Source organism: Leptolyngbya sp. BC1307, from assembly GCF_002286735.1.
In the GTDB taxonomy this organism is placed as follows: domain Bacteria; phylum Cyanobacteriota; class Cyanobacteriia; order Phormidesmidales; family Phormidesmidaceae; genus Phormidesmis.
The window spans coordinates 1-19,098 of sequence record NZ_NRTA01000002.1 but is presented as its reverse complement, the minus strand read 5'-3'; the positions used below and the strand labels follow the sequence as shown (position 1 = coordinate 19,098).

The window sequence follows — 19,098 nt, the reverse complement described above, 5'->3', positions numbered from 1 at the left end:
CGCCTCCACTTCTTGCCTCTCTCATGCCCATTGATTCAAAGCGATCGCGCATTCCCGTATTCTTTGCCATCGGTATTGGGCTGAGTTTGCTATTGGCAGCGCTGAAGGCGATCGCGGCCTGGTTGGCTGATGTGTTTCTCTACTCAGTGCCCTGGATCGGCGGTTTTCTTAAGAGCATCGAACTCATTGAGCTATTCAATCTGGTGGTGTTTGCGATTTTGGGTGCAGGCATTGGCGCGGCTACAGTTTTGCTGCCTCGCCGCTGGAAACACCCGGCTAAAATGGCGCTGCTGGTCGTCGTCAGCCCCTTTGTCTTTAGCGCTAGCTACATGATGCAGCAGAATCTGTGGATTCGAGAAGTTGCTAACCAAAGCAGCCTTTCCTATGGCGAAGCCCGCGATCTGACTAATGACTTTCTCAGGCGAGAGGGGGATAGCGGCGGCTTTTTTGGCTTTTATCCTTTCAGCACGCAATTTACCGATCTGCCGACTCGCCGTGAAGAGTTAGAAGGTCAACGGCTGACGAATCCTACTCAGGCGCTGAGTGAAGAGCTAGCTAGTTATGACGACCCTAGAGCAGATGCGATCGCCTATGTATTTGAACGGGTAGGCTGGCTGATGCGGCTAATGTATATGGCGCTGGCGGCACTGACAGCGCTGATCTATTACTTCAAGGGGCACGAGTGGGCCGAGCGGCAGCGCCAGGCCAGCGAGGCGGGTTCATCTCAGCGCAAACCGGGATGATGACCGTATCTCCGGCTCTATCGGCAGTTATTTTGGCAGGCGGTCGTAGCCGTCGCATGGGCCAAGATAAAGCGCTGCTGACGACTCCCAGCGGCCAGCCTCTACTGGCTCAAACCGCCCAGATTGCCCAGCAGTTGACTGCCGAGGTCGTCGTCGTGACGCCCTGGCCCGAGCGCTACCAACAGGTCGTACCACCGACGGTGCGGCTATTGCCAGAAGATCAGGCAAGGGGCGATTCTCCTCTCGGACCGTTGAGCGGATTTGCCCAGGGATGGACGCATATCAGCTCGGACTGGTGTTTGCTGCTGGCCTGTGACCTGCCGTATCTAGAGAGTGCTATCTTGCAGCGCTGGTGGCGTTGGCTACTGGCGCAGACTGAGCATTGGCAACGCCTTGCCGAACCGCCTGCCCCTCTTCCGGTGGCTTCATTAACGCCTGGCATCAAAGGCTGGGAGCCGCTTTGTGGCTACTACCATCGTCGCTGTTTGCCGGGGCTATTGCGGCGGTTGGCTAGCGGCGATCGCTCTTTTCAATCCTGGCTAACCACGGTGCCCATCGCAGCCTACAGCGCTGTCCCGCGTTCCATGCTGTTTAATTGCAATACGCCCAGTGACTGGCAGGCGGTCCAACAGGGCGATGGCAGCCTCAACTGACGCCGCGCTGTCAGGTAAAAACTATAGCTTTGACCTGCATTAGCGATCGCTAGAACCGTTATGTACTGAGGGCTAAATGGCTAGCCGTCGCATGAGTGCATCCGACGATGGCCATATGTTGCAAAATATGAGTTTTTGGGTCATTGCCGCTGGTCAGCCTGGTCAATCTGTGCCTGTTTAGCCGCAGTGCTCAATAGCTAAAGCCTTAATCCATAGCACTTGTATGTAATGTTAAGCTGTGTAATGATTTCCTCAGATTCTCCAGGTTGAGCGACCAGCCTCCTCTATGATTGGAAGATATTAATTGCAGATGTTTACACAAGTGTTGGAGATTCAAGCGTGGCTCTTCCGTTGTTGAATTACCCGCCCAAAAGCCAGAACCAACGGGTTGAGGGGTACACCATACAGGGCGACGACCAGCCCAGAATTTATAGCGCTGAGTCTCTTCTAGAGCCCAGCGAAATGACTGAGCTGATTGACGCAGCCTACCGTCAAATTTTCTTTTATGCCTTTAAGGCCGACCGTGAGATCTTTTTAGAATCTCAGCTGCGCAACAACCAGATCACCGTGCGTGACTTCATTCGGGGTCTGTTGCTTTCAGAGACGTATCGCAGCAGCTTTTACGACAAAAATAGCAACTATCGCTTTGTTGAGCAGTGCATTCAGCGAGCGCTAGGCCGCGATCCTTACAATGAGCGCGAAAAAATTGCCTGGTCAATTAAGATTGCGACTAAGGGGCTGCAGGGCTTCATTGATGAGTTGCTCGATACCGACGAGTACATGAAGAACTTTGGCTACGACATCGTACCCTTCCAGCGTCGTCGGGTTTTACCGGGTCGTGAGATTGGCGAGCGTCCTGTCAATATCAAGTCACCTCGCTACGACGAGTACTATCGCTCTATCTTGGGCTTCCCTCAAATCAGCTGGCAGGAAGAGGTCCGTCGCTTCAAGCCACAAGAGCAGAACGCAACTGCAGGCAATCCCTCGCTCTACCTCGATATGGCTCGCAGCGTCGCCGCTCGTCCGGCTGCAGCGCCTCGGGTAAGCACCGCCAATATCAACATTGGTGCATCTGTGCCCTTCCGTAAGCTGAACGTGCCGATCAACGGCAACGGCTAACGACTGATTTGTTCTTTCCTCAAAAGGTTATCGCCGGGGTAGTTTTCTATCCCGGCTTTTTTGCGATCAGTTTTACTGATCATCATTCTGCCTATCTCCCGTAATGATTAGGGATGCCTCGGACTTATACCGCCGGTTGATCTTCATGCTGTGACGCTATCGGAAGATACGACATCTGCCTAGTGATGCTGCGATCGCAGTCTATCTAACAACTTTGCCATCCGCTCGGGCAGCGGTGCTTCTCCGGTAATGGTGACCTGAGTGACCGGATGCTCTAGCGTTAGGCGAAAGGCATGGAGTGCCTGTCCGGGCAGCTTTATCCCCGGTGACCGGCCCGAGCCGTACTCCGGGTCGCCGACAATGGGATGCCCCAAATAGGTACTGTGGACTCTAATCTGATGGGTGCGTCCGGTCTGTAGCTGAAACTGAACCAGGGTGTAGTTACCGAGTCGTTCCAGGGTTTTCCAGTGGGTGACGGCTTCGCGTCCGCCCTGATCAACCGGGACGATGGCCATTTTTTTGCGATGCTTGGGGTGACGACCGATGGGCTGATCGATGGTGCCCTGCTCCCCTTTAGGAACGCCGTTGACCAAGCCGATGTATTCGCGCCGGGCAGTTTTGGCTTGGATTTGCTGTTGCAGTCTGCGCAACGCCGTTTCGGTTTTGGCGACGACCATGACGCCAGTCGTATTTTTGTCGAGTCGGTGGACGATGCCGGGGCGCTGAACGCCGCCTACTCCGGTAAGCTGAGTGCCGCAGTGAAACAGCAGCGCGTGAACTAGAGTGCCCGTATCGTGGCCGGGAGCCGGATGCACCACCATGCCTGCCGGTTTATTCACCATCAGGAGCTGGTCGTCTTCGTACAAGACATCGAGCGGTATATTTTCAGGCTGAAGCTCGTAGGGGCTGGCTTCAGGAATAGTAATTTCAATGCGATCGCCCTGACTCACCTGCTCTTTTTTGCTGTCGCAGACTGCCCCATTTACCTGCACCGCGCCCTGCTCTATGAGCTGCTGCGCCCGATTGCGAGAAAGCGTTTCTACATGCTCCGCTAGCCAGCGGTCTAATCGCACTGGCCTCAGCGTTTCCACCGTCTGCTTAACTGTCTGCTCAGCCGCCTGCGTCAATCCGTTGTGTCCCCTGCTCCTTCGCTCCCTAGCCCACTGACAGCCGCCCAATGCTCACCATATACCGGTGATGCTAGTGCTAGCTGCGATCGCAGATCAACCACTTGGCCAATGACGGCGATCGCGGGTGCTGTAAAGCCAGTCACTGCGACCTGATCTACAATCGTCCCCAACGTTCCTAACAGTTCCGACTGCTCAGGTCGGGTGCCCCAGCGAATCAGCGCCACTGGCGTAGTCGCCGGTAGCCCAGCTGCCATCAGCGACTGCGTAATGTTGGGTAAATTATGCACGCCCATATAGACCACGATAGTCTCCGCAGCCTGGGCGACAGCCTTCCAGTTTACCTGAGGCCGGTACTTACCTGCTGACTCGTGCCCTGTGACGAAGATAACCGAAGAGCTGTAGCCCCGATGCGTAACCGGAATCCCTGCATAAGCCGGAGCCGCAATGCCCGCCGTAATCCCTGGCACCACCTCGACCGCTATCCCCGCTGCCATCAGCCCGCTCATCTCCTCTCCGCCCCGGCCAAAAACGAACGGGTCACCGCCCTTCAGTCGAACAACGACCGCATGCTCATGTGCTTTCTGACACAGTAGCCGGGTGATCTCCTCTTGAGACATCGAATGCCTGCCCCGCCGCTTACCCGCATGAATCTGCTCGGCTCGCACGTTAATCAGGCTCAAAATCGGATCGCTCACCAGCGCGTCGAACACGACCAGATCAGCCGACTCTATCAGCGCTTTCGCCTTTACAGTCAGCAGTCCAGGATCTCCTGGCCCGGCCCCTACCAGATAGACCTTGCCCATAGCAGCAAGCCCCGACAGCGACTCTGGTGAGCGCGACACATCATCCACAGAAAAGTTAGACGGCATAAGTAAATGACAGGGTCATCAGAACAAGTAACCACTCCCATAAACTATAGCCAGGTCATCAGCTAAATTGTTACAAAGCTAAATGTGAAGCAGCTAACTTAATTCAAGCAAAACCACCGCAGACAATTTGCCAACTACGATACGGCGCAGGCGTCACCTTGACAGCTCACTCATTTACCAGCTCTACCGCGAGGCTAGCAATTTCGTCAGTTGCCCCCAGGGTAGGCAGTAGCCGAAAGCTAACTTTAGGGAAGCGCTCAGCTAGCTCTTCGGTGCGGTGAGTAATCGCATCGGTAATGCCCCCGGCGAATAAGAAATAGGGCAAAATGGCTAGCCGTTGGCAGCCCTGCTGCATCAGGTCAATCACTTGCGTTTCAATATCTGGCGGAGTGGACCAGTAGGCCACCGCCGTATCAAGCCGTTTGGCCAGACCCTTAATCGCCTGATTGCCTCGGGGTTTGCGGCTACCGTGCGCTACCAAAAGCGACCCTTCAGCGGGCACAGCCGCCAGCCGACTGGCCAACACCTCACTAATTTTGGTATGACTGCCCAAATGCGGACACAGCGTTAGCTGGAGTGAGTCGCCTAGTAGCGCTCTGGCTACCTCGACCTCGTCGGGAATGTCTTCGGTAACGTGAACGCCCGGCATCAAAAATACGGGCAGTAGCTTCAGCTCACGCACGCCTGCCGCCTGTAGCCGTCGCCCAAACTCGTAGATCTGCTCACTCAAGGCGATAGGTGAAAGCTCCAGGCAGGCTGTGCCGACGATCACCTTCGAGCTAGCAGTAGGAGCTTTCTCTAAGTGGGGCTTGGCAAGTAAGGCGGTTCGGTCGGCTGCTTTATGTCGCTCGGCTGCTCTATGGGGAATGGCGCTGTTAAAAAAAGTGCGCTCAGTTAGCGGTCGGGTCTGGGAGCGGGGCGTGTCGTTGCCCGCTGCTGCCTGCTGTGGCGTAGCTTCTAAATGTTTGCGCACCAGGTCTGCGAGTCGGTCCATAGCCACCTGAGGGCGAGGGTCTCGGCTACCGTGCGAAATCAGTAAATAGGCAGTTGAAGCGACCACGGGTTTCAAAGGATACCTCTTGTATGAACGGTAAGAGCACTGCTTCTATTGATAGCGGATCTCAAAAACTTTGGAATATTAATTTTCATTATTCAAGATTTCATCAACAAAAGGCTGTATCGGAAGTTGCAGTTTGCCCTTGCTCTGTGACCAGCCTCTGACATCAGGTTGTGGCTAATCATCAATTAATCTCAATAAGGTTCATAGAAACCCAGCAAGATGCACTTGTCTCAGTAAACCCGAGAGAGCTATTAACTCATCAGCCCTAAGCAATAAAGGTAATCCGCGAGCCTAAAGGGGCTCAATAGGATCATTTTTAGCTGAAAAATCACTGAAGAATTAGCATTCAGTAAAACAGCGGTGCTATACTAGTTACTCGATATGGCGAGCGTGGCCAAGTGGTTAAGGCAGTGGATTGTGATTCCACCATTCGCGGGTTCAAGTCCCGTCGTTCGCCCTTCTTTCAGCAATTTTCAATCAGCAATTTTCAAAGTGGTTAGCTTAGTCTCTAGCTTCGTAAGTGGGATCATTTCCGGGCGTAACGCTAGAAGCGATATCCTATATCTTTAGGTACCTATGTTACGGAGTTTTGACGATGGCACCTTGGGTTTACGATCCTCACTCGGGCGGCATTAAAATTCCTGCGCGGCTAAAAGAGCCGATTACACAGCGCATATTGACCTATGCCGAGGCGCATTATGCGGGCAAATTTAATCGGATCGATGTGCGCTTTCGGGATAAGTTTTGCTATATCGATGCTTACATAGAGCCCTATGTGCCAGAGAAAAATTTTAATAAAGAACTCTACGGCTGCACGCGGGAAGAGCGGATTGAGTTTTTAAGAACGGTGCCGACCCATCTGTGCCGATTGCGCTACAGCGGCGATGCGGACAAGTGGGCAATGGCGTTTTATACCTACAGCAACGAAAAGTACGAGCCTTCTGTGTTTAAAAACGGCACTTTTTTCGGCACGCCAGAAGAAGCGTTTGAGACCTCATCGGTGTATTTGCAATAGTTAACCATAGTGGGCGCAGTGAAAAACTAAGCACCATCGTCGGAGTAACTTGTGGAAAGCGATTGCAGAAGTAGGTTCATAAATGACAGCCCCTCAACACCCCGCTCTCAAAACTCTTGAAGAAGGTCTGACCTTTCACACCGTAGACGAGCTAAAAAAACTGCTCCAACGCTTGCCTATCAGGGACAAGCCTACGCGCAAGGCAGAGCTAGTCGATGCGATCGCTCAATATCTGCGATCGCCCAACCTGAAAAAACTGTGGAAAGACCTCAACGAACTTCAGCAGTCCGCCGTTGCCGAAGCCGTCTATGTGACCGGAGGGCGCTATTTGCCTGAGCAGTTTCAGGCAAAATATGGCCAACTGCCCGAATGGGATACCCGCTCGTCTTTCTATCGGTACGGTCGCTCGGCTGAACTCCTCGATTTGTTTTTCTATCCCCTCAGCAATTATTACGGCGTGGGTGATGTTCTCCCAGAAGATCTGCGGCTCAAGCTCAAAGCCTTTGTGCCAGAGCCCCAAGCGTTGACCTTAAAGAGTACCGACCAGCCGCCTGAGAGCATTCAGGTCAAATACTTGTCCTATGACTACCCAACACGCAAACGGGTTAGGACCGTAGAAGCGGTTTCTGTTGTGCGCTGCCCTACCGAACAAGCTGCTCAGCAGGATTTGCTGGCCGTTTTACGGTTGGTGCACTTGGGTAAAGTGAGCGTCAGTGATAAAACGCTCATGCCGGGGAAGGCTGCCCTGAAGGCGATCGCACCCCTGCTCCAAGGCGGCGATTACTATAGTGAAACCGATCAACCCAAAGATACCGATGCCATTGGCGATATCAAACCCTTTGCCTGGGTGATGCTCTTGCAGGGCGGTGGGCTAGCTCAGCTCAAGGGCAAAAAGCTGGAGCTCACCAGAGCTGGCCAAAAAGCCATGGGCGCAGACCCCGCTAAAACCATCCAGGTCATTTGGAAAAAGTGGCTCAAAACCACACTGCTCGATGAGCTGCGCCGCACTGAGACCATTAAAGGGCAAACCGGGAAAGGGAAACGGGGACTCACCGCCGTGGGCGGACGACGTAAGCACATTGTGGATGTCCTCAGCCAATGCCCGACAGAACGATGGATTACATACGAAGATCTTAAGCAGTACTTGATTGCCAGCGGGCAAGGCTTCGAGATAAGCCGTTCTCCCGAAAATCTATACATTAGTGAACCGGGCTATGGCTATCTTTACGACACCAGCAGTTGGAGTATTTTGCAAGATGCCTACCTCAGATGCTTTCTGTTTGAATATGCGGCTACGCTGGGCCTGATTGATGTGGCGTATGCTGCCCCCTATGAAGTGCCTCAGAGTGAATTTCATCAGCTTTGGGGCGCAGACGACTATAGTTTTCTCAGCCGCTATGATGGGTTGCTGGCCTTTCGGATTAACCCACTGGGTGCCTTTTGCATGGGCCTTGCCGATAGCTATACCGCCGCGCCTGTAACCGTGGAGAGTACCCTGCGCGTGTTGCCCAATCTGGATATTGTGATGACGGGGCCACCGCTCAGCCCAGCAGAAGCGTTGATGATGGAGACCTTTACCAGCCAAACTTCTGATGCCGTCTGGAAACTAGATCGAGAAACGGCCCTGAAGGCAGCAGAAGCTGGCCATGCCCTATCAGAGTTTCAAGACTTTCTGAGTCGGGCTAGCGCTGAGGCCTTTCCCAAAACCGTAGAACAGTTCTTTAAAGACTGTCGCAGTCGCTCAGAGAGCTTGCAGGATAAAGGCATCGCTCGATTGATTGAATGCGCAGATGCCACCTTGGCGGCACTCATTGCCCACGACTCGCGGACGAAAAAATATTGTCAGCTAGCCGGAGAGAAACATTTGGTCGTGTTGCTCGATCAAGAAACTCGCTTTCGCAATGGTCTGCGCAAACTTGGCTATAGCCTGCCGCTCAGCCAGCAGTAGCTCAGTAATAAGTACAAGATTCAGCTAACTACCGATGAGCTATTCTCCTGACAACGCGCTGATTATTCAAAGCGATCGCACCGTTTTACTCGATGTCCATGCCCCCAAAGCTGAGGACGCGCAGAGTGCGATCGCTCCCTTTGCCGAACTGATCAAAAGCCCCGAACATATCCACACCTACCGCCTCAGTCCGTTGAGCATTTGGAACGCTCGCGCTGCGGGAATGCCCGTTGCTGACATGGTCACGGCCCTACAAGAAAATGCCAAATATCCTATGCCCGAATCTGTGGCTCAGGAACTGGTTGCCCTGGGCGATCGCTATGGTCTCACAACAATCAAAGCAGATACCCCAAAAGCCGATCAGGATGATGGCGGCTCGCTTTCTGATCATCTTTCTGGCTTGCTGTTGCAGGTAGAAGACAAACCCTTAGCAGAACTGTTGAAACGTCATGAGCAGGTGGGGCCGCTTTTGGGCGTTGGCGAAGCCTCTCCGGAGGGGAATCGCCTTTCTCCAACAACCTTTGCGATTGCTTTGGGCGATCGCGGCCTCCTTAAGCAAGCACTCCTCGCCGCAGGCTATCCTGCCGAAGATCTCGCAGGCTACCTGAAAGGGGATGAACTGCCGGTAGCGCTACGAGTCACAGCTGTTAGCGGCGAGCCGTTTCACCTGCGCCCTTATCAACAAACGGCGGCTGATCTGTTTTACCAATCGGGGCAGGCCAAAGGTGGCAGCGGCGTGATTGTGCTTCCTTGTGGGGCGGGTAAAACCATGGTCGGCATGGCAGCGATGGCCCAAGTCCAACAGAAAACTCTCATTCTCACCAGCAGCTTAACCTCCGTGCGCCAATGGCAGCGAGAGTTGTTGGATAAAACCAACCTCACCGAAGCACAACTTGCGGAATACAGCGGCAAACAAAAGGCTACTGGCCCGGTGACGCTGGCCACCTACCAAATTCTCACCTACCGACCCAGCCAGGATGATGACTTTCTCCATCTCGGGCTATTTGACGCGCAGGGGTGGGGGCTAATTATTTACGACGAAGTTCATCTGTTACCGGCCCCCGTCTTTCGCATCACCGCGCAACTCCAGGCCCGGCGGCGTCTGGGGCTTACCGCTACGCTGATCCGAGAAGATGGCCGCGAAGGGGATGTGTTTACCCTAATTGGCCCAAAGCGGTATGACGTGCCCTGGCGCGAGCTAGAAGGAGAAGGCTTTATCGCGGCTGCCCACTGCACGGAAATTCGGGTGCTACAAACTGAAGAGAGGCAGATGGAATACGCCACGGCTGCGCGCCGCTATCAGTTTCGGATTGCAGCGGAGAATCCGCTCAAGCTACATGTCGTTCAAAATTTACTGAAGAAAGAAGCGGGGCATCGGGTGTTGATTATTGGGGAGTATTTGGATCAGTTGAGTGCGATCGCCCAACAGGTAGATTTACCCCTTATTACCGGCAAAACCAGCCAGAAAAAGCGCGACCAGCTCTATACTGACTTTCGCAGCGGCGAAGTTGCAGGTCTCATTCTCTCTCGGGTAGGCAACTTTGCTCTCGATCTCCCCGATGCCGACGTACTAATTCAGGTCTCTGGGAAATATGGCTCGCGCCAGGAAGAAGCCCAGCGGTTAGGTCGCATTCTCCGGCCTAAAAAAGATGGCCATAGCGCTCAGTTCTATACGCTGGTGTCATTGCGCACCTGTGAGGAAGAGTTTGCCCAGCACCGCCAGTTGTTTTTGACAGAACAAGGCTACCGCTATCACATCCAGCAGTGGGACGATTGATGCCTGGGGCTCCAATCGTATACTCCAAATGAGAAATAAACGAGGAAGAAAGCAACAGTGACAAACAGCCAATGCGATCAGCGATAGAATTAAGGCAGCTTGGAGGAATCAGTGTATGACAGCAGCGGCAGTAAACAACAAAACTCATACGGCGACCTACACGGTTGAGGAATATCTGGCGCTAGAGATAAAATCGGATACTCGTAGCGAGTTTCGCGATGGATCTCTACACATATCCGGATCTTATGATCATGGCTGATCCAGTGGAGCTAAAACCAGGACGCAAAGATACCGTCACAAACCCTATTTTGATTGCGGAGGTGCTTTCTGAGTCTACAGAAGCCTACGACCGCAATAAGAAGTTTGAACACTTCCGAACAATTGAGACGTTTTAGGAATATGTGCTGATCGATCAGTATCGGCCCCATGTGGAGCGTTACGAAAAGCAGGCAGCGAACCAATGGTTGTTTACGGAGTACAGCGGGTTGGAAGCAATCTTGACGTTGTCTTCTGTTGGGGTCGAGATTACGTTGGCTGATTTATACGAGGCGGTCGAGTTTGAGCAGAGGCAAGAGAAAACGTCGTAAGATTTTAGGAACAAAGCAAATCTGATCGCCCAACAGGTAGATTTATCGCGTTGGTCGCTTTGCTGCGGTATATCACACCGGCTGAAAGCCTGGTGCTGAAACGGGCAAAGCGACTCGCGATTCCCGAATGCATCCGAGACCCGCTACACCCCCCTCATCACTGGCAAAACCAGCCAGAAAAAGCGCGGACAGCCCTACTTCCTTGGATTAGGCCTTCCTAATTCTTCAGCAAGAGCACTATACAACATCGTATTTCCAGCAGTTGCTTGCCGAACAAGAATTGGCAATGCTTTACGAGCACGCTGTTCATAGCGCTTATTCCCAGTAAGGCTTCCTGCCGAAAGTTCTCCAGTTTCACGTTTCATTATTTTAGAAATATAGGCCTAACTTGTTGTTACAGAAAATCCAATTCATGGGCAGATTAGGCTGAATTGTTTCTCTCTAATCTGCCCATGAGGAGACACAGGTCGAAATACGTCTGTCTAAATGCCTCCATTATTGGACAGTCTGTGACCACCAGGCGAGGGCATAGGGCTGAGCTTCGCCGCTGTTGGCCTGCTGCTGCACGACTCTCAGCTTATAGCGACCGTCTGCCGGAACTGGAATAAATACGTGCTCCAGGCTGTCTTCCCGGCTGACCGATGACCATACGCTTTGGCTGATGTCATCGGTATCGGCGGGCATCAGATACAGATCCAGGTCGCTTAAGGGCTGACCGGTAAAGTCTTCGCCAATGTCGTAGTATTCGTCGGCTGAATTTAGCTTGACCAGGCGTTCCCAGGCAAGGGTCGCACTGACATAGCTACCGCCTTTCAACGGCTGCTCAAAGAGGTAGTCTTCAGCGCTGCCAGTCTCTGCCAGGCTGCTATAGCTCCAGCCGATAGCTGGAATGTTGCCCGGTGTCCACTGTCCGCCTGCGAGCTGCTCGTAAGCTCTAAAGGCATTAAGGTGCCCGGTGCCCAGTTCGGCATTGAGCGGAATTTGCTGATTGGTATACGCATCGGATTCGATCCAGTTGCGTCCGCTTTCATCTAGTAAGGTGCGGCTCATGCCCAACAGCGAGCCATCGCCGGGGTCTTCTATCTTATCGGCGGCGTTGAGAATGACTGATTTCATCACCTGGGGCTCTCTAGAGTCGAGGCTCCAGTGGTTGGCCCCGGCGCGTAGCTGGCGATCGCCAAATTCCTGCAAGAGCGCGATCGTCGCCACCACATGCGGCGCAGCAAAGCTAGTGCCGCTGCTGACTGTGCGCGCCCCATTGGGCTGAAACATCTCAATTTCACTGCCTGGCGCTACCAGATTAATCGAGCGGCGGCGGCCCTCATTAGCCTCAGGGCGCGAGCTATTGGGGGCGTTGAACGTGGGCTCGCTGCCTAAGTTAGCACTGTCTACCCGCATAAATCTGCCATCGACCCGGGTGGAGTAGGCCACATTGATGCCGTTGAAATTATCGGTAGGAATGGGAATGCCGCCCCGCCCCTGGTTGCCCGCAACCACATAAAGCAGCTTATGCACTCGCGCCGACCAGTCGATGCATTGGGTAAGCAGGGCATTGCCGTCCAAACTGGCATTGGGCCGTACGTCACGGCTGAGAGGTTCACCAAAGCTGAAGTTGGTGGCTCTTACGTCACCGCTATTTTGTAGGGCAACATGCTGAGAGGCCAGGCATTCTTCCTGCTGACCAATAAATTCGGTCAGGGTGCCGATCGCCGCTGAGTAAAGAAAGGCGTTGGGGGCGACGCCTCTGAGCATCTTGTCACGGCTGATCATGACGCTGGCGACGTTGGCCGCGTGCGGATCGACTGACTCATTGGCGATCGCTGGTGCATCTAGCTCAAAAATTCGACCCACCTGCACAGGCGGATTTTCAGTGGCAATTTTATCAATGCCAAACTGACTCGGGCGACCAATTTCTACCTGCCCAATCGCAATCTTTCGACCGGTCAAATTGTAGGGCGCTTCTTGCAAGCGGCGAGCATCGATGCCATCAGCGCCAATAGAGCTGGTCAGCGCTACGGCTGGCACACCCACGGCGGCTAGCGCACCCAAACCCAAACCCAAACTGCCGAGCGATCGCTTAACCGAACGCCGCTGCCAATGCCAAAAAAAGCTGCCCATATAACGACCAAGCTGGATACGAGACGACAGAGCAACTTTAACTCAATTGCAGAGGCGACGGTAGGGTTACAGCAGCGACCTGTCAGCGAATGCTGCAACTCAGAAATCTTGATAGAGCTTTAGCGCTATGAGCCGGATAAATATTTTGTTACAATAGACACACCTATATAGATCTTTCTCTATAGCAAATATCCCTTAGCGAGAGGCCACTCCCCTATGGCAACGACTCAGTCCAATAAATCTGTTGTTATCTCACCGTCGATTTTGTCCGCTGACTTTAGCCGTTTGGGTGAGGAAATTCGCGCGGTAGACAAAGCCGGTGCCGACTGGATTCATATCGATGTGATGGATGGCCGCTTTGTGCCCAATATCACCATTGGCCCGATGATCGTAGAGGCGGTGCGCCCGCTGACCGATAAGCCGCTCGACGTTCACCTGATGATTGTAGAGCCGGAAAAGTACGTCGAAGACTTTGCCAAAGCAGGCGCTGATATTATCTCTGTCCATTGCGAGCACAATGCGTCGCCCCACCTCCACCGCACCCTGGGGCAGATTAAAGAGTGCGGCAAGCAGGCGGGCGTCGTGCTCAACCCTGGCACCAGCCTGGACCTAATCGAATACTCTCTCGATCTGTGCGATCTGGTGCTGATTATGAGTGTGAACCCCGGCTTTGGCGGGCAGAGCTTCATCCCCGGTGTCATCCCCAAAATTCGCAAGCTCAGAGCAATGTGCGACGAGCGTGGCCTCGATCCCTGGATCGAAGTCGATGGCGGCTTGAAATCGCACAATGCGTGGCAGGTGCTAGAAGCGGGTGCCAATGCGATCGTGGCAGGTTCTGCCGTCTTTAAGGCAGACGACTACGCTGAGGCGATTAGCGATATTCGTAACAGCAAGCGGCCTGCGCCTGAATTGGCGGCTGTGTAGCGGCTGAATTATTGCCCGCCTCTGAGGAATAAGTCGGGGGCGGGGGCTCCAGGCGATCGCTGGGCCGTTAGCTTTTAGGGAGGATCCTGGGTCTTCTCTAAAGGCGGCGGCCTTTTTGCTATCAGGTGGTTGCTGGGCGGCGATCGCCCGTTTCCCCAACCTTGATCAAAAAGCCCATGACGAGGATTGAACTCGTGACCTCACCCTTACCAAGGGTGTGCTCTACCACTGAGCCACATGGGCAAAAGATTGAATGCGAAGATGGTGGGCCAGGCTGGATTCGAACCAGCGTAAGCATAGCTAGTGGATTTACAGTCCACCCCCATTAACCACTCGGGCACTGACCCCCGCCATCTACGGCTTATAAAATGTAGCATACGATGCGCACGGGTGGGCAGGGGTTGCTTTACAGAATATTTAGGACAAATTTTGTGCAGGGTTCTTCGGGCCTTTTCACCTCAGCGATCGCCCAAAATTAAGCTTCAGAGCGATGTCGGCACTAGCGATGCTGTTTACGCTAGCAATGCTGAAAACTCCCAATCCGCTATGCCTTTTGATATTGACGTGGCCTTTGCCCGCCTGACCAGTTTTATGCCGGGCTATCCGCGTGCGGCGATGTTTCAGCTCGCTGAAGAAGGCTACCGCTCACCGTTTGAGCAGCTCGTGTCCTGCATGATTTCGATTCGCACTTACGACGAGGTGAGTTTGCCAGTGTCGCGGCGGCTGTTTGCCAGGGCGAATACGCCGCAGGCCATGAGCGAGCTGTCAGTAGCGGAAATTGAGCAGTTGATTGCGAAAAGCACGTATGCGGAGCGGAAGGCGGGGCAGATTTGGGTGATCGCGCAAACCATCGTTCAAGAGCACAATGGCGAACTCCCCTGCGACGAGGCGGTGATGCTGGGTTTCAAAGGCATCGGCCCCAAGTGCGCCCACTTAGCGCTGGGCATTGCCTGCAAGCAGCCCTACATCAGCGTCGATGTGCATGTGCACCGGGTGATCAACCGCTGGGGCTATGTAGAGACGAAGACACCTGAGAAAACGACAAAGGCGTTAGAGGACAAGCTGCCCAAGGACTATTGGGTAGAGACAAACCGGCTGCTGATGCCGTTTGGCAAGAATGTGTGTAAGGGGCAGTATCCGCAGTGTACAAGCTGCCCGCTAGTTGATATGTGCCCTAAAATTGGCTTATAGACTTGATTCTTTGGGTTGAAAGCTATGGTACAAGCTACGAAAGAACGGAAGAAAAGCTTCTCTAGCTTTACTCTCAAAGAGGCTTTTAAGTATTTGGGTATCGAAGAGCTGGAACTTTGGACATTAGCGGCAGAGCCGGTTCCTATCAGCGATTTTTTTCGGCAGAGGCTAGCGCGGCTACAGCGGTTTGACTTAAGAAGCTTTGAGGTTTCAAAGACGCTACTGATCGACGCCATCTGCGAAGAAGGCTTGGAAGGATTTCAACGGCTGAAAGTGTGGAAAGGCGCTTATTTAGAGGGTGAAGATGTCTGTGGGAATGCAGACTATCTCGTCGCTGAGCGGAGAGGTTACTTAGAAGCCCCTTTTGTATGCGTCATCGAAGCGAAAAAGGATGACTTCGAGCAGGGAGCCGCTCAATGTTTAGTGGAAATGCAGGCTTGCCAGTGGATAAATCAGCAGCTAGGCAAGGTGATTGATATTTATGGCATTGTCACGAATGGTGATGGCTGGCAATTTTACCGTCTGACGATCAACGGCAAGGTAAGTGAGTCGCCTTTATACAGCACTGGCGGGATGCCCACGCTACTAGGGATATTGAGAGCCTTCTTCGGATTCTGCGAGCAAAATTTGGTATAGCGGTGGGTCACAGGCTATCTTCGCTCCAGTGGAAGTCAGGAACGGTAAGATAAGCCATACTGCTATTAGCTTTTGACTGGCGACCTATGCCGCTAACTGATTATCACGCTCAATATTTTGCTCATGAGCTGACTAAGCGGTGCTCTTCGGACAAGTTAGAGAAGCTGGCGAGTACGTTTGCCGGGGCGCGAGTTGATCTCAATCCGCATCAGGTAGAGGCGGCGCTGTTTGCGTTTCGTTCACCTCTGTCGAAGGGCGCTTTGCTGGCTGACGAGGTGGGCTTAGGAAAGACGATTGAAGCGGGGCTTGTAATTGCCCAGAAGTGGGCAGAAAGAAAAAGGCGAATTTTAGTGGTTACGCCTGCTAGCTTGCGCAAGCAGTGGCTGCTGGAGCTAAAAGATAAGTTCTTTTTGCCAGGGAAAATTTTAGAAACAAAGTCTTATAACAAGGCAAAAAAGGATGGCTCGTACAATCCTTTCGACGATACGGAGCACATTATCTTTTGCTCTTATCAGTTTGCCCGCAACAAAGCAGGAGAGGTAGAAAGCACACAGTGGGATTTGGTAGTGATTGATGAGGCTCACCGGCTTCGCAACGTGTATAAGTCTTCTAATAAGATTGCTAAGAAGCTGAGAGAAATTTTGCAGAAGCGGAATAAGCTGCTGCTGACGGCGACGCCGCTACAAAATTCGCTGCTGGAGCTGTATGGCTTAGTGAGCTTTATCGATGAGCTGACGTTTGGGGATGTGAAGAGCTTCAAAGAGCAGTTTACGGGTCGGCAAGGTTCGAGCGATGTGTTTGAAACGCTGAAGCGTCGGCTGAAGCCTATTTGCCATCGGACGCTGCGCCGCCAGGTGGATGCTTATGTGTCTTTTACGGCGCGGCTGCCGCTGTTGGAAAAGTTTGATCCAGATGATTCTAAAGAGGTGCTGTACGAGCTGGTTTCGGATTATTTGCAGCGGGACAATATTAAAGACTTTGATCGGCAAATTCGGGAGGCGAAGCGGGCGGCGACGGGGGCACTGGATTTGCAGGCAAAGCTGGTGGGACAAAAGCGGGTGAGGGAGTTAGAGCGATCGCGCACTCAGAGGCGAAGGTCGCTCTTTGAGGCGCAGGACGATGTGGATGCACGCAGGGACAATATTATTGACGATATGGAAAAGCAGTTAGAGCAGAAGAGCGAGCTGGAGAGGCTGTTCACCATTCGGTGGAGTCTGGTGTAAATTTTCTGTAGCTGTGCAACATAATTGTAAAGGCTCATGACTTGTATTTGACCTGCAAATGACTTGTATTTACCTTGTAATGCCGTTATGATGCTGGGGTTGCTGAGGCTTTCTTTCAAATGGCTGATCGATATAGAGCAGAGTCTACTTTGAGCGATCGCGGTCAGACGGCAATCCCTAGCAGTATTCGCAAGCATCTGGGTTTAGAAGGCGGCGGAAAAATAGAGTACGAAATTGACGAAGCGGGCCAGGTAGTTATCAGGCCAAAGCCTGAAGCTGCTGTTCCTGTTAGCGATGAGGCCGATCCTGCTTTGCGACCTTTTCTGTCCTTGCTGGAGCAGGATATTGAGCAAAGTCCTACGCGACTTGAGCCGATGGCGTCTGATTTTGTAGCGGTGGCGATCGCGATCGCGGGCAGTTGGCAAAATCTCGTCGAGTTTGACCCTAACAGCTTTGATTTTACTGATGATGATGCGGCTGAACTCTCCGATTTGTTTGCTGAGATAGAAGCTGAAGAGGCAGGCACGTGAAGCCCAGGCCCATCGTTGTTAACGGCTGGAATCTTTATACGCATTCGGCTTTCAAAGAATATATGCGAAAGCTGGCGATCGCTGTCAGAAAGATAAAAGAGCGCAACCCCGAGAGCTGGGAGCGCAATAATATTGTCTCGCTGTATAAAGCGATCGCTCGCTGTTGCCTGGTGGAGATACCCAATGATCCATCGGATAGTCGATATCGTCAGGGAAATACGTTGGGAAAGGCTTACAGACATTGGTTTAGAGCCAAACCTGCCAACCGCCATCGACTATTTTTTCGCTATGACGCTCAGAGTAGAGCTATTGTCTACGTTTGGATCAATGGGCTAAAGCAACTTAGAACAGCGGGTAGCAAGCGAGATCCTTACGTTGTGTTTGCCAAGCTCCTAGAGAAAGGCGACATGCCTGATAGTTGGCCCGTTTTGATAGAGCGTTGCGATTCAATAGACGAGAGCGATAGTGATTGGCAGCTTAATTCGTGATGCCTTTGCGATCGCAGTGTGGTCGTGAGGGGTTGCAGCGTGGTTGTGGAAGGTTGCGGAAGGTTGTGGGGTCGGTATCAAATGCAGTGGGTGGATGAGCGATCGCGCTACACTGCTGAGGTCACTTGTTCGGTGGATATTGCCATGACTGCTCAGCTATCGCCTGCTGAACTGCGAGAGGCTGATGCGCTTTTGCAAACGTATGAACCTGCTGAAAGGGCGATCTCTACACTCCTCCACAAATATGACGGCGACCTGGAAGCTAGCCTGAGCGTGCTAGTCGCTGCCGAGGCGGGAACTGCCGTCTATGGCGATGCGCAGAGAAGTCTGGGGCAGGTATTTTTGAAGAATCTGCGGCGCGAGGTCTGCGGGGATGACAGCTTTCGAGCGAAGGTGGAGGAATACAATAAAAATCTAGGAAAGGCGGCGCTGGTGACTGGGTTGATCGTGTACTTAATTAATTTGGTGACGCTGCCGATTAATCCTGTGATCGCCACCATTGCCGTACTGTGGGTGCTAAAGCTGGGATTGCGGACTTTTTGCGACTATACGGGGGTGTGACCTAAATATGATGTTATATTCTCAGGAGAATCGAGAGACTGTAAAGCTTTATTTTATTGGAGTGTAGCGAATATGGGTGCATTGATAGTAGAGAGTGATGCGAATTCAGTCACTATTCAAATCACGATTCCCTACGAGAGCACAATGCTATCGACCGAAGAGAGCATTCAATCGGAGCTGAATGAAGCAGGCGTGCTAGCGAGTGGCAAAGCCCTAGAGCAGTTCGATACCGATGGTTCGCCGCTAGAGATTGAAGGTGTACGTTGGACGAGCAAAGGACAGCAACCAAAGAGCTACCAGAGCCCGTATGGCAAGGTATCGATAGAGCGTCATGTCTACCAAAGTGCTAAAGGCGGGGCCACGTTTTGCCCGCTAGAGGTAAATAGTCGCATCGTATTGACCTCAACGCCCCGGTTTGCCAAACAGATTAGTCATAAGTATGCCGAAATGAGCGGGCCTCGGGTGGTGAGCGATCTGAAGGAGAATCATGGTCGTCAAGTGACCCGCTCGTTTGTGCAAAACGTGG

The 19,098-nt window shown here is 52.8% G+C and carries 18 protein-coding genes, 3 tRNA genes and 1 pseudogene; 16 read left to right on the top strand and 6 right to left on the bottom strand.

The window, feature by feature from the left end:
• Positions 1–23: 23 nt before the first annotated feature.
• The 3 genes from CKL79_RS01470 to CKL79_RS01460 all read left to right on the top strand — a co-directional run bounded on the left by CKL79_RS01470 (position 24) and on the right by CKL79_RS01460 (position 2,515).
• Positions 24–743 (top strand): hypothetical protein, encoded by a 720-nt coding sequence (locus tag CKL79_RS01470; RefSeq protein WP_121967807.1) that lies wholly within the window; start codon positions 24–26, stop codon positions 741–743.
• The gene (locus CKL79_RS01465) at positions 740–1,396 is read left to right on the top strand and encodes a molybdenum cofactor guanylyltransferase (RefSeq protein ID WP_121967806.1); all 657 of its coding nucleotides are present in this window, start codon (positions 740–742) and stop codon (positions 1,394–1,396) included. The genes CKL79_RS01470 and CKL79_RS01465 overlap by 4 nt, the downstream gene beginning before the upstream one ends.
• 339 nt (positions 1,397–1,735) lie before the next feature.
• The gene (locus CKL79_RS01460; protein WP_121967805.1) at positions 1,736–2,515 is read left to right on the top strand and encodes a phycobilisome rod-core linker polypeptide; all 780 of its coding nucleotides are present in this window, start codon (positions 1,736–1,738) and stop codon (positions 2,513–2,515) included.
• 179 nt (positions 2,516–2,694) lie between these two features.
• Here the strand turns inward: CKL79_RS01460 and CKL79_RS01455 are convergent, their stop codons facing one another.
• The 3 genes from CKL79_RS01455 to CKL79_RS01445 all read right to left on the bottom strand — a co-directional run bounded on the left by CKL79_RS01455 (position 2,695) and on the right by CKL79_RS01445 (position 5,574).
• Complete coding sequence (locus CKL79_RS01455; protein ID WP_121967804.1) at positions 2,695–3,642, bottom strand: RluA family pseudouridine synthase; 948 nt, start codon at positions 3,640–3,642, stop codon at positions 2,695–2,697.
• Entirely contained in the window at positions 3,639–4,448 is an 810-nt protein-coding gene (gene cobA / locus CKL79_RS01450) for a uroporphyrinogen-III C-methyltransferase (RefSeq protein ID WP_121967997.1), read from the bottom strand. Before cobA ends, CKL79_RS01455 begins: the two co-directional genes overlap by 4 nt.
• Positions 4,449–4,680: 232 nt before the next feature.
• Positions 4,681–5,574 carry a CbiX/SirB N-terminal domain-containing protein gene (locus CKL79_RS01445; protein WP_121967803.1) on the bottom strand — a complete coding sequence of 298 codons (894 nt, stop codon included), beginning with the start codon at positions 5,572–5,574 and terminating at the stop codon, positions 4,681–4,683.
• Between the two features lie 384 nt (positions 5,575–5,958).
• On the opposite strand from CKL79_RS01445, the gene CKL79_RS01440 reads away from it, so the two are divergent.
• From CKL79_RS01440 to CKL79_RS24320, 5 genes are all read left to right on the top strand, one after another.
• Positions 5,959–6,031: transfer RNA gene (locus tag CKL79_RS01440), tRNA-His, on the top strand.
• A 138-nt stretch (positions 6,032–6,169) separates the two neighbouring features.
• On the top strand, positions 6,170–6,589 hold the full coding sequence (locus tag CKL79_RS01435) for a hypothetical protein (protein ID WP_121967802.1): 420 nt from the start codon (positions 6,170–6,172) through the stop codon (positions 6,587–6,589).
• Positions 6,590–6,671: 82 nt separating this feature from the next.
• The gene (locus CKL79_RS01430; protein WP_121967801.1) at positions 6,672–8,537 is read left to right on the top strand and encodes a hypothetical protein; all 1,866 of its coding nucleotides are present in this window, start codon (positions 6,672–6,674) and stop codon (positions 8,535–8,537) included.
• 34 nt (positions 8,538–8,571) lie between these two features.
• Positions 8,572–10,314 carry a DNA repair helicase XPB gene (locus CKL79_RS01425; RefSeq protein WP_121967800.1) on the top strand — a complete coding sequence of 581 codons (1,743 nt, stop codon included), beginning with the start codon at positions 8,572–8,574 and terminating at the stop codon, positions 10,312–10,314.
• Positions 10,315–10,565: 251 nt separating this feature from the next.
• Entirely contained in the window at positions 10,566–10,709 is a 144-nt protein-coding gene (locus tag CKL79_RS24320; protein ID WP_346427034.1) for a hypothetical protein, read from the top strand.
• Between the two features lie 687 nt (positions 10,710–11,396).
• Here CKL79_RS24320 and CKL79_RS01415 read toward each other — a convergent pair.
• Positions 11,397–13,019, bottom strand: a complete 1,623-nt coding sequence (locus CKL79_RS01415) for a S8 family serine peptidase (RefSeq protein WP_121967799.1) — start codon at positions 13,017–13,019, stop codon at positions 11,397–11,399.
• Between the two features lie 216 nt (positions 13,020–13,235).
• Between CKL79_RS01415 and rpe the strand changes: the two genes are divergently transcribed.
• Positions 13,236–13,943: a ribulose-phosphate 3-epimerase gene (rpe, locus tag CKL79_RS01410; protein WP_121967798.1), complete on the top strand. Its 708-nt coding sequence runs from the start codon at positions 13,236–13,238 to the stop codon at positions 13,941–13,943.
• Positions 13,944–14,114: 171 nt separating this feature from the next.
• On the opposite strand, the gene CKL79_RS01405 is transcribed toward rpe, so the two are convergent.
• Both CKL79_RS01405 and CKL79_RS01400 read right to left on the bottom strand, forming a co-directional pair.
• Positions 14,115–14,186: transfer RNA gene (locus CKL79_RS01405), tRNA-Thr, on the bottom strand.
• Between the two features lie 19 nt (positions 14,187–14,205).
• A tRNA-Tyr gene (locus tag CKL79_RS01400) sits at positions 14,206–14,290 on the bottom strand.
• 82 nt (positions 14,291–14,372) lie between these two features.
• Here CKL79_RS01400 and nth point away from each other — a divergent pair.
• The 7 genes and pseudogenes from nth to CKL79_RS01365 all read left to right on the top strand — a co-directional run.
• Positions 14,373–15,134: an endonuclease III gene (gene nth / locus CKL79_RS01395; protein ID WP_240518586.1), complete on the top strand. Its 762-nt coding sequence runs from the start codon at positions 14,373–14,375 to the stop codon at positions 15,132–15,134.
• 24 nt (positions 15,135–15,158) lie between these two features.
• Positions 15,159–15,770, top strand: coding sequence for a hypothetical protein (locus CKL79_RS01390; protein WP_121967797.1), 612 nt, complete (start codon positions 15,159–15,161; stop codon positions 15,768–15,770).
• Between the two features lie 86 nt (positions 15,771–15,856).
• A complete protein-coding gene (locus tag CKL79_RS01385; protein WP_121967796.1) occupies positions 15,857–16,993 on the top strand; it encodes a DEAD/DEAH box helicase in 1,137 nt (378 codons plus the stop codon).
• A gap of 119 nt (positions 16,994–17,112) precedes the next feature.
• Entirely contained in the window at positions 17,113–17,523 is a 411-nt protein-coding gene (locus CKL79_RS01380) for a type II toxin-antitoxin system PrlF family antitoxin (protein WP_121967795.1), read from the top strand.
• Complete coding sequence (locus CKL79_RS01375) at positions 17,520–18,011, top strand: type II toxin-antitoxin system YhaV family toxin (protein WP_205878958.1); 492 nt, start codon at positions 17,520–17,522, stop codon at positions 18,009–18,011. Before CKL79_RS01380 ends, CKL79_RS01375 begins: the two co-directional genes overlap by 4 nt.
• Positions 18,012–18,092: 81 nt before the next feature.
• Complete coding sequence (locus CKL79_RS01370; protein ID WP_240518585.1) at positions 18,093–18,572, top strand: hypothetical protein; 480 nt, start codon at positions 18,093–18,095, stop codon at positions 18,570–18,572.
• Between the two features lie 72 nt (positions 18,573–18,644).
• A pseudogene (locus tag CKL79_RS01365) lies at positions 18,645–19,098 on the top strand (ISKra4 family transposase); the annotation flags it as partial.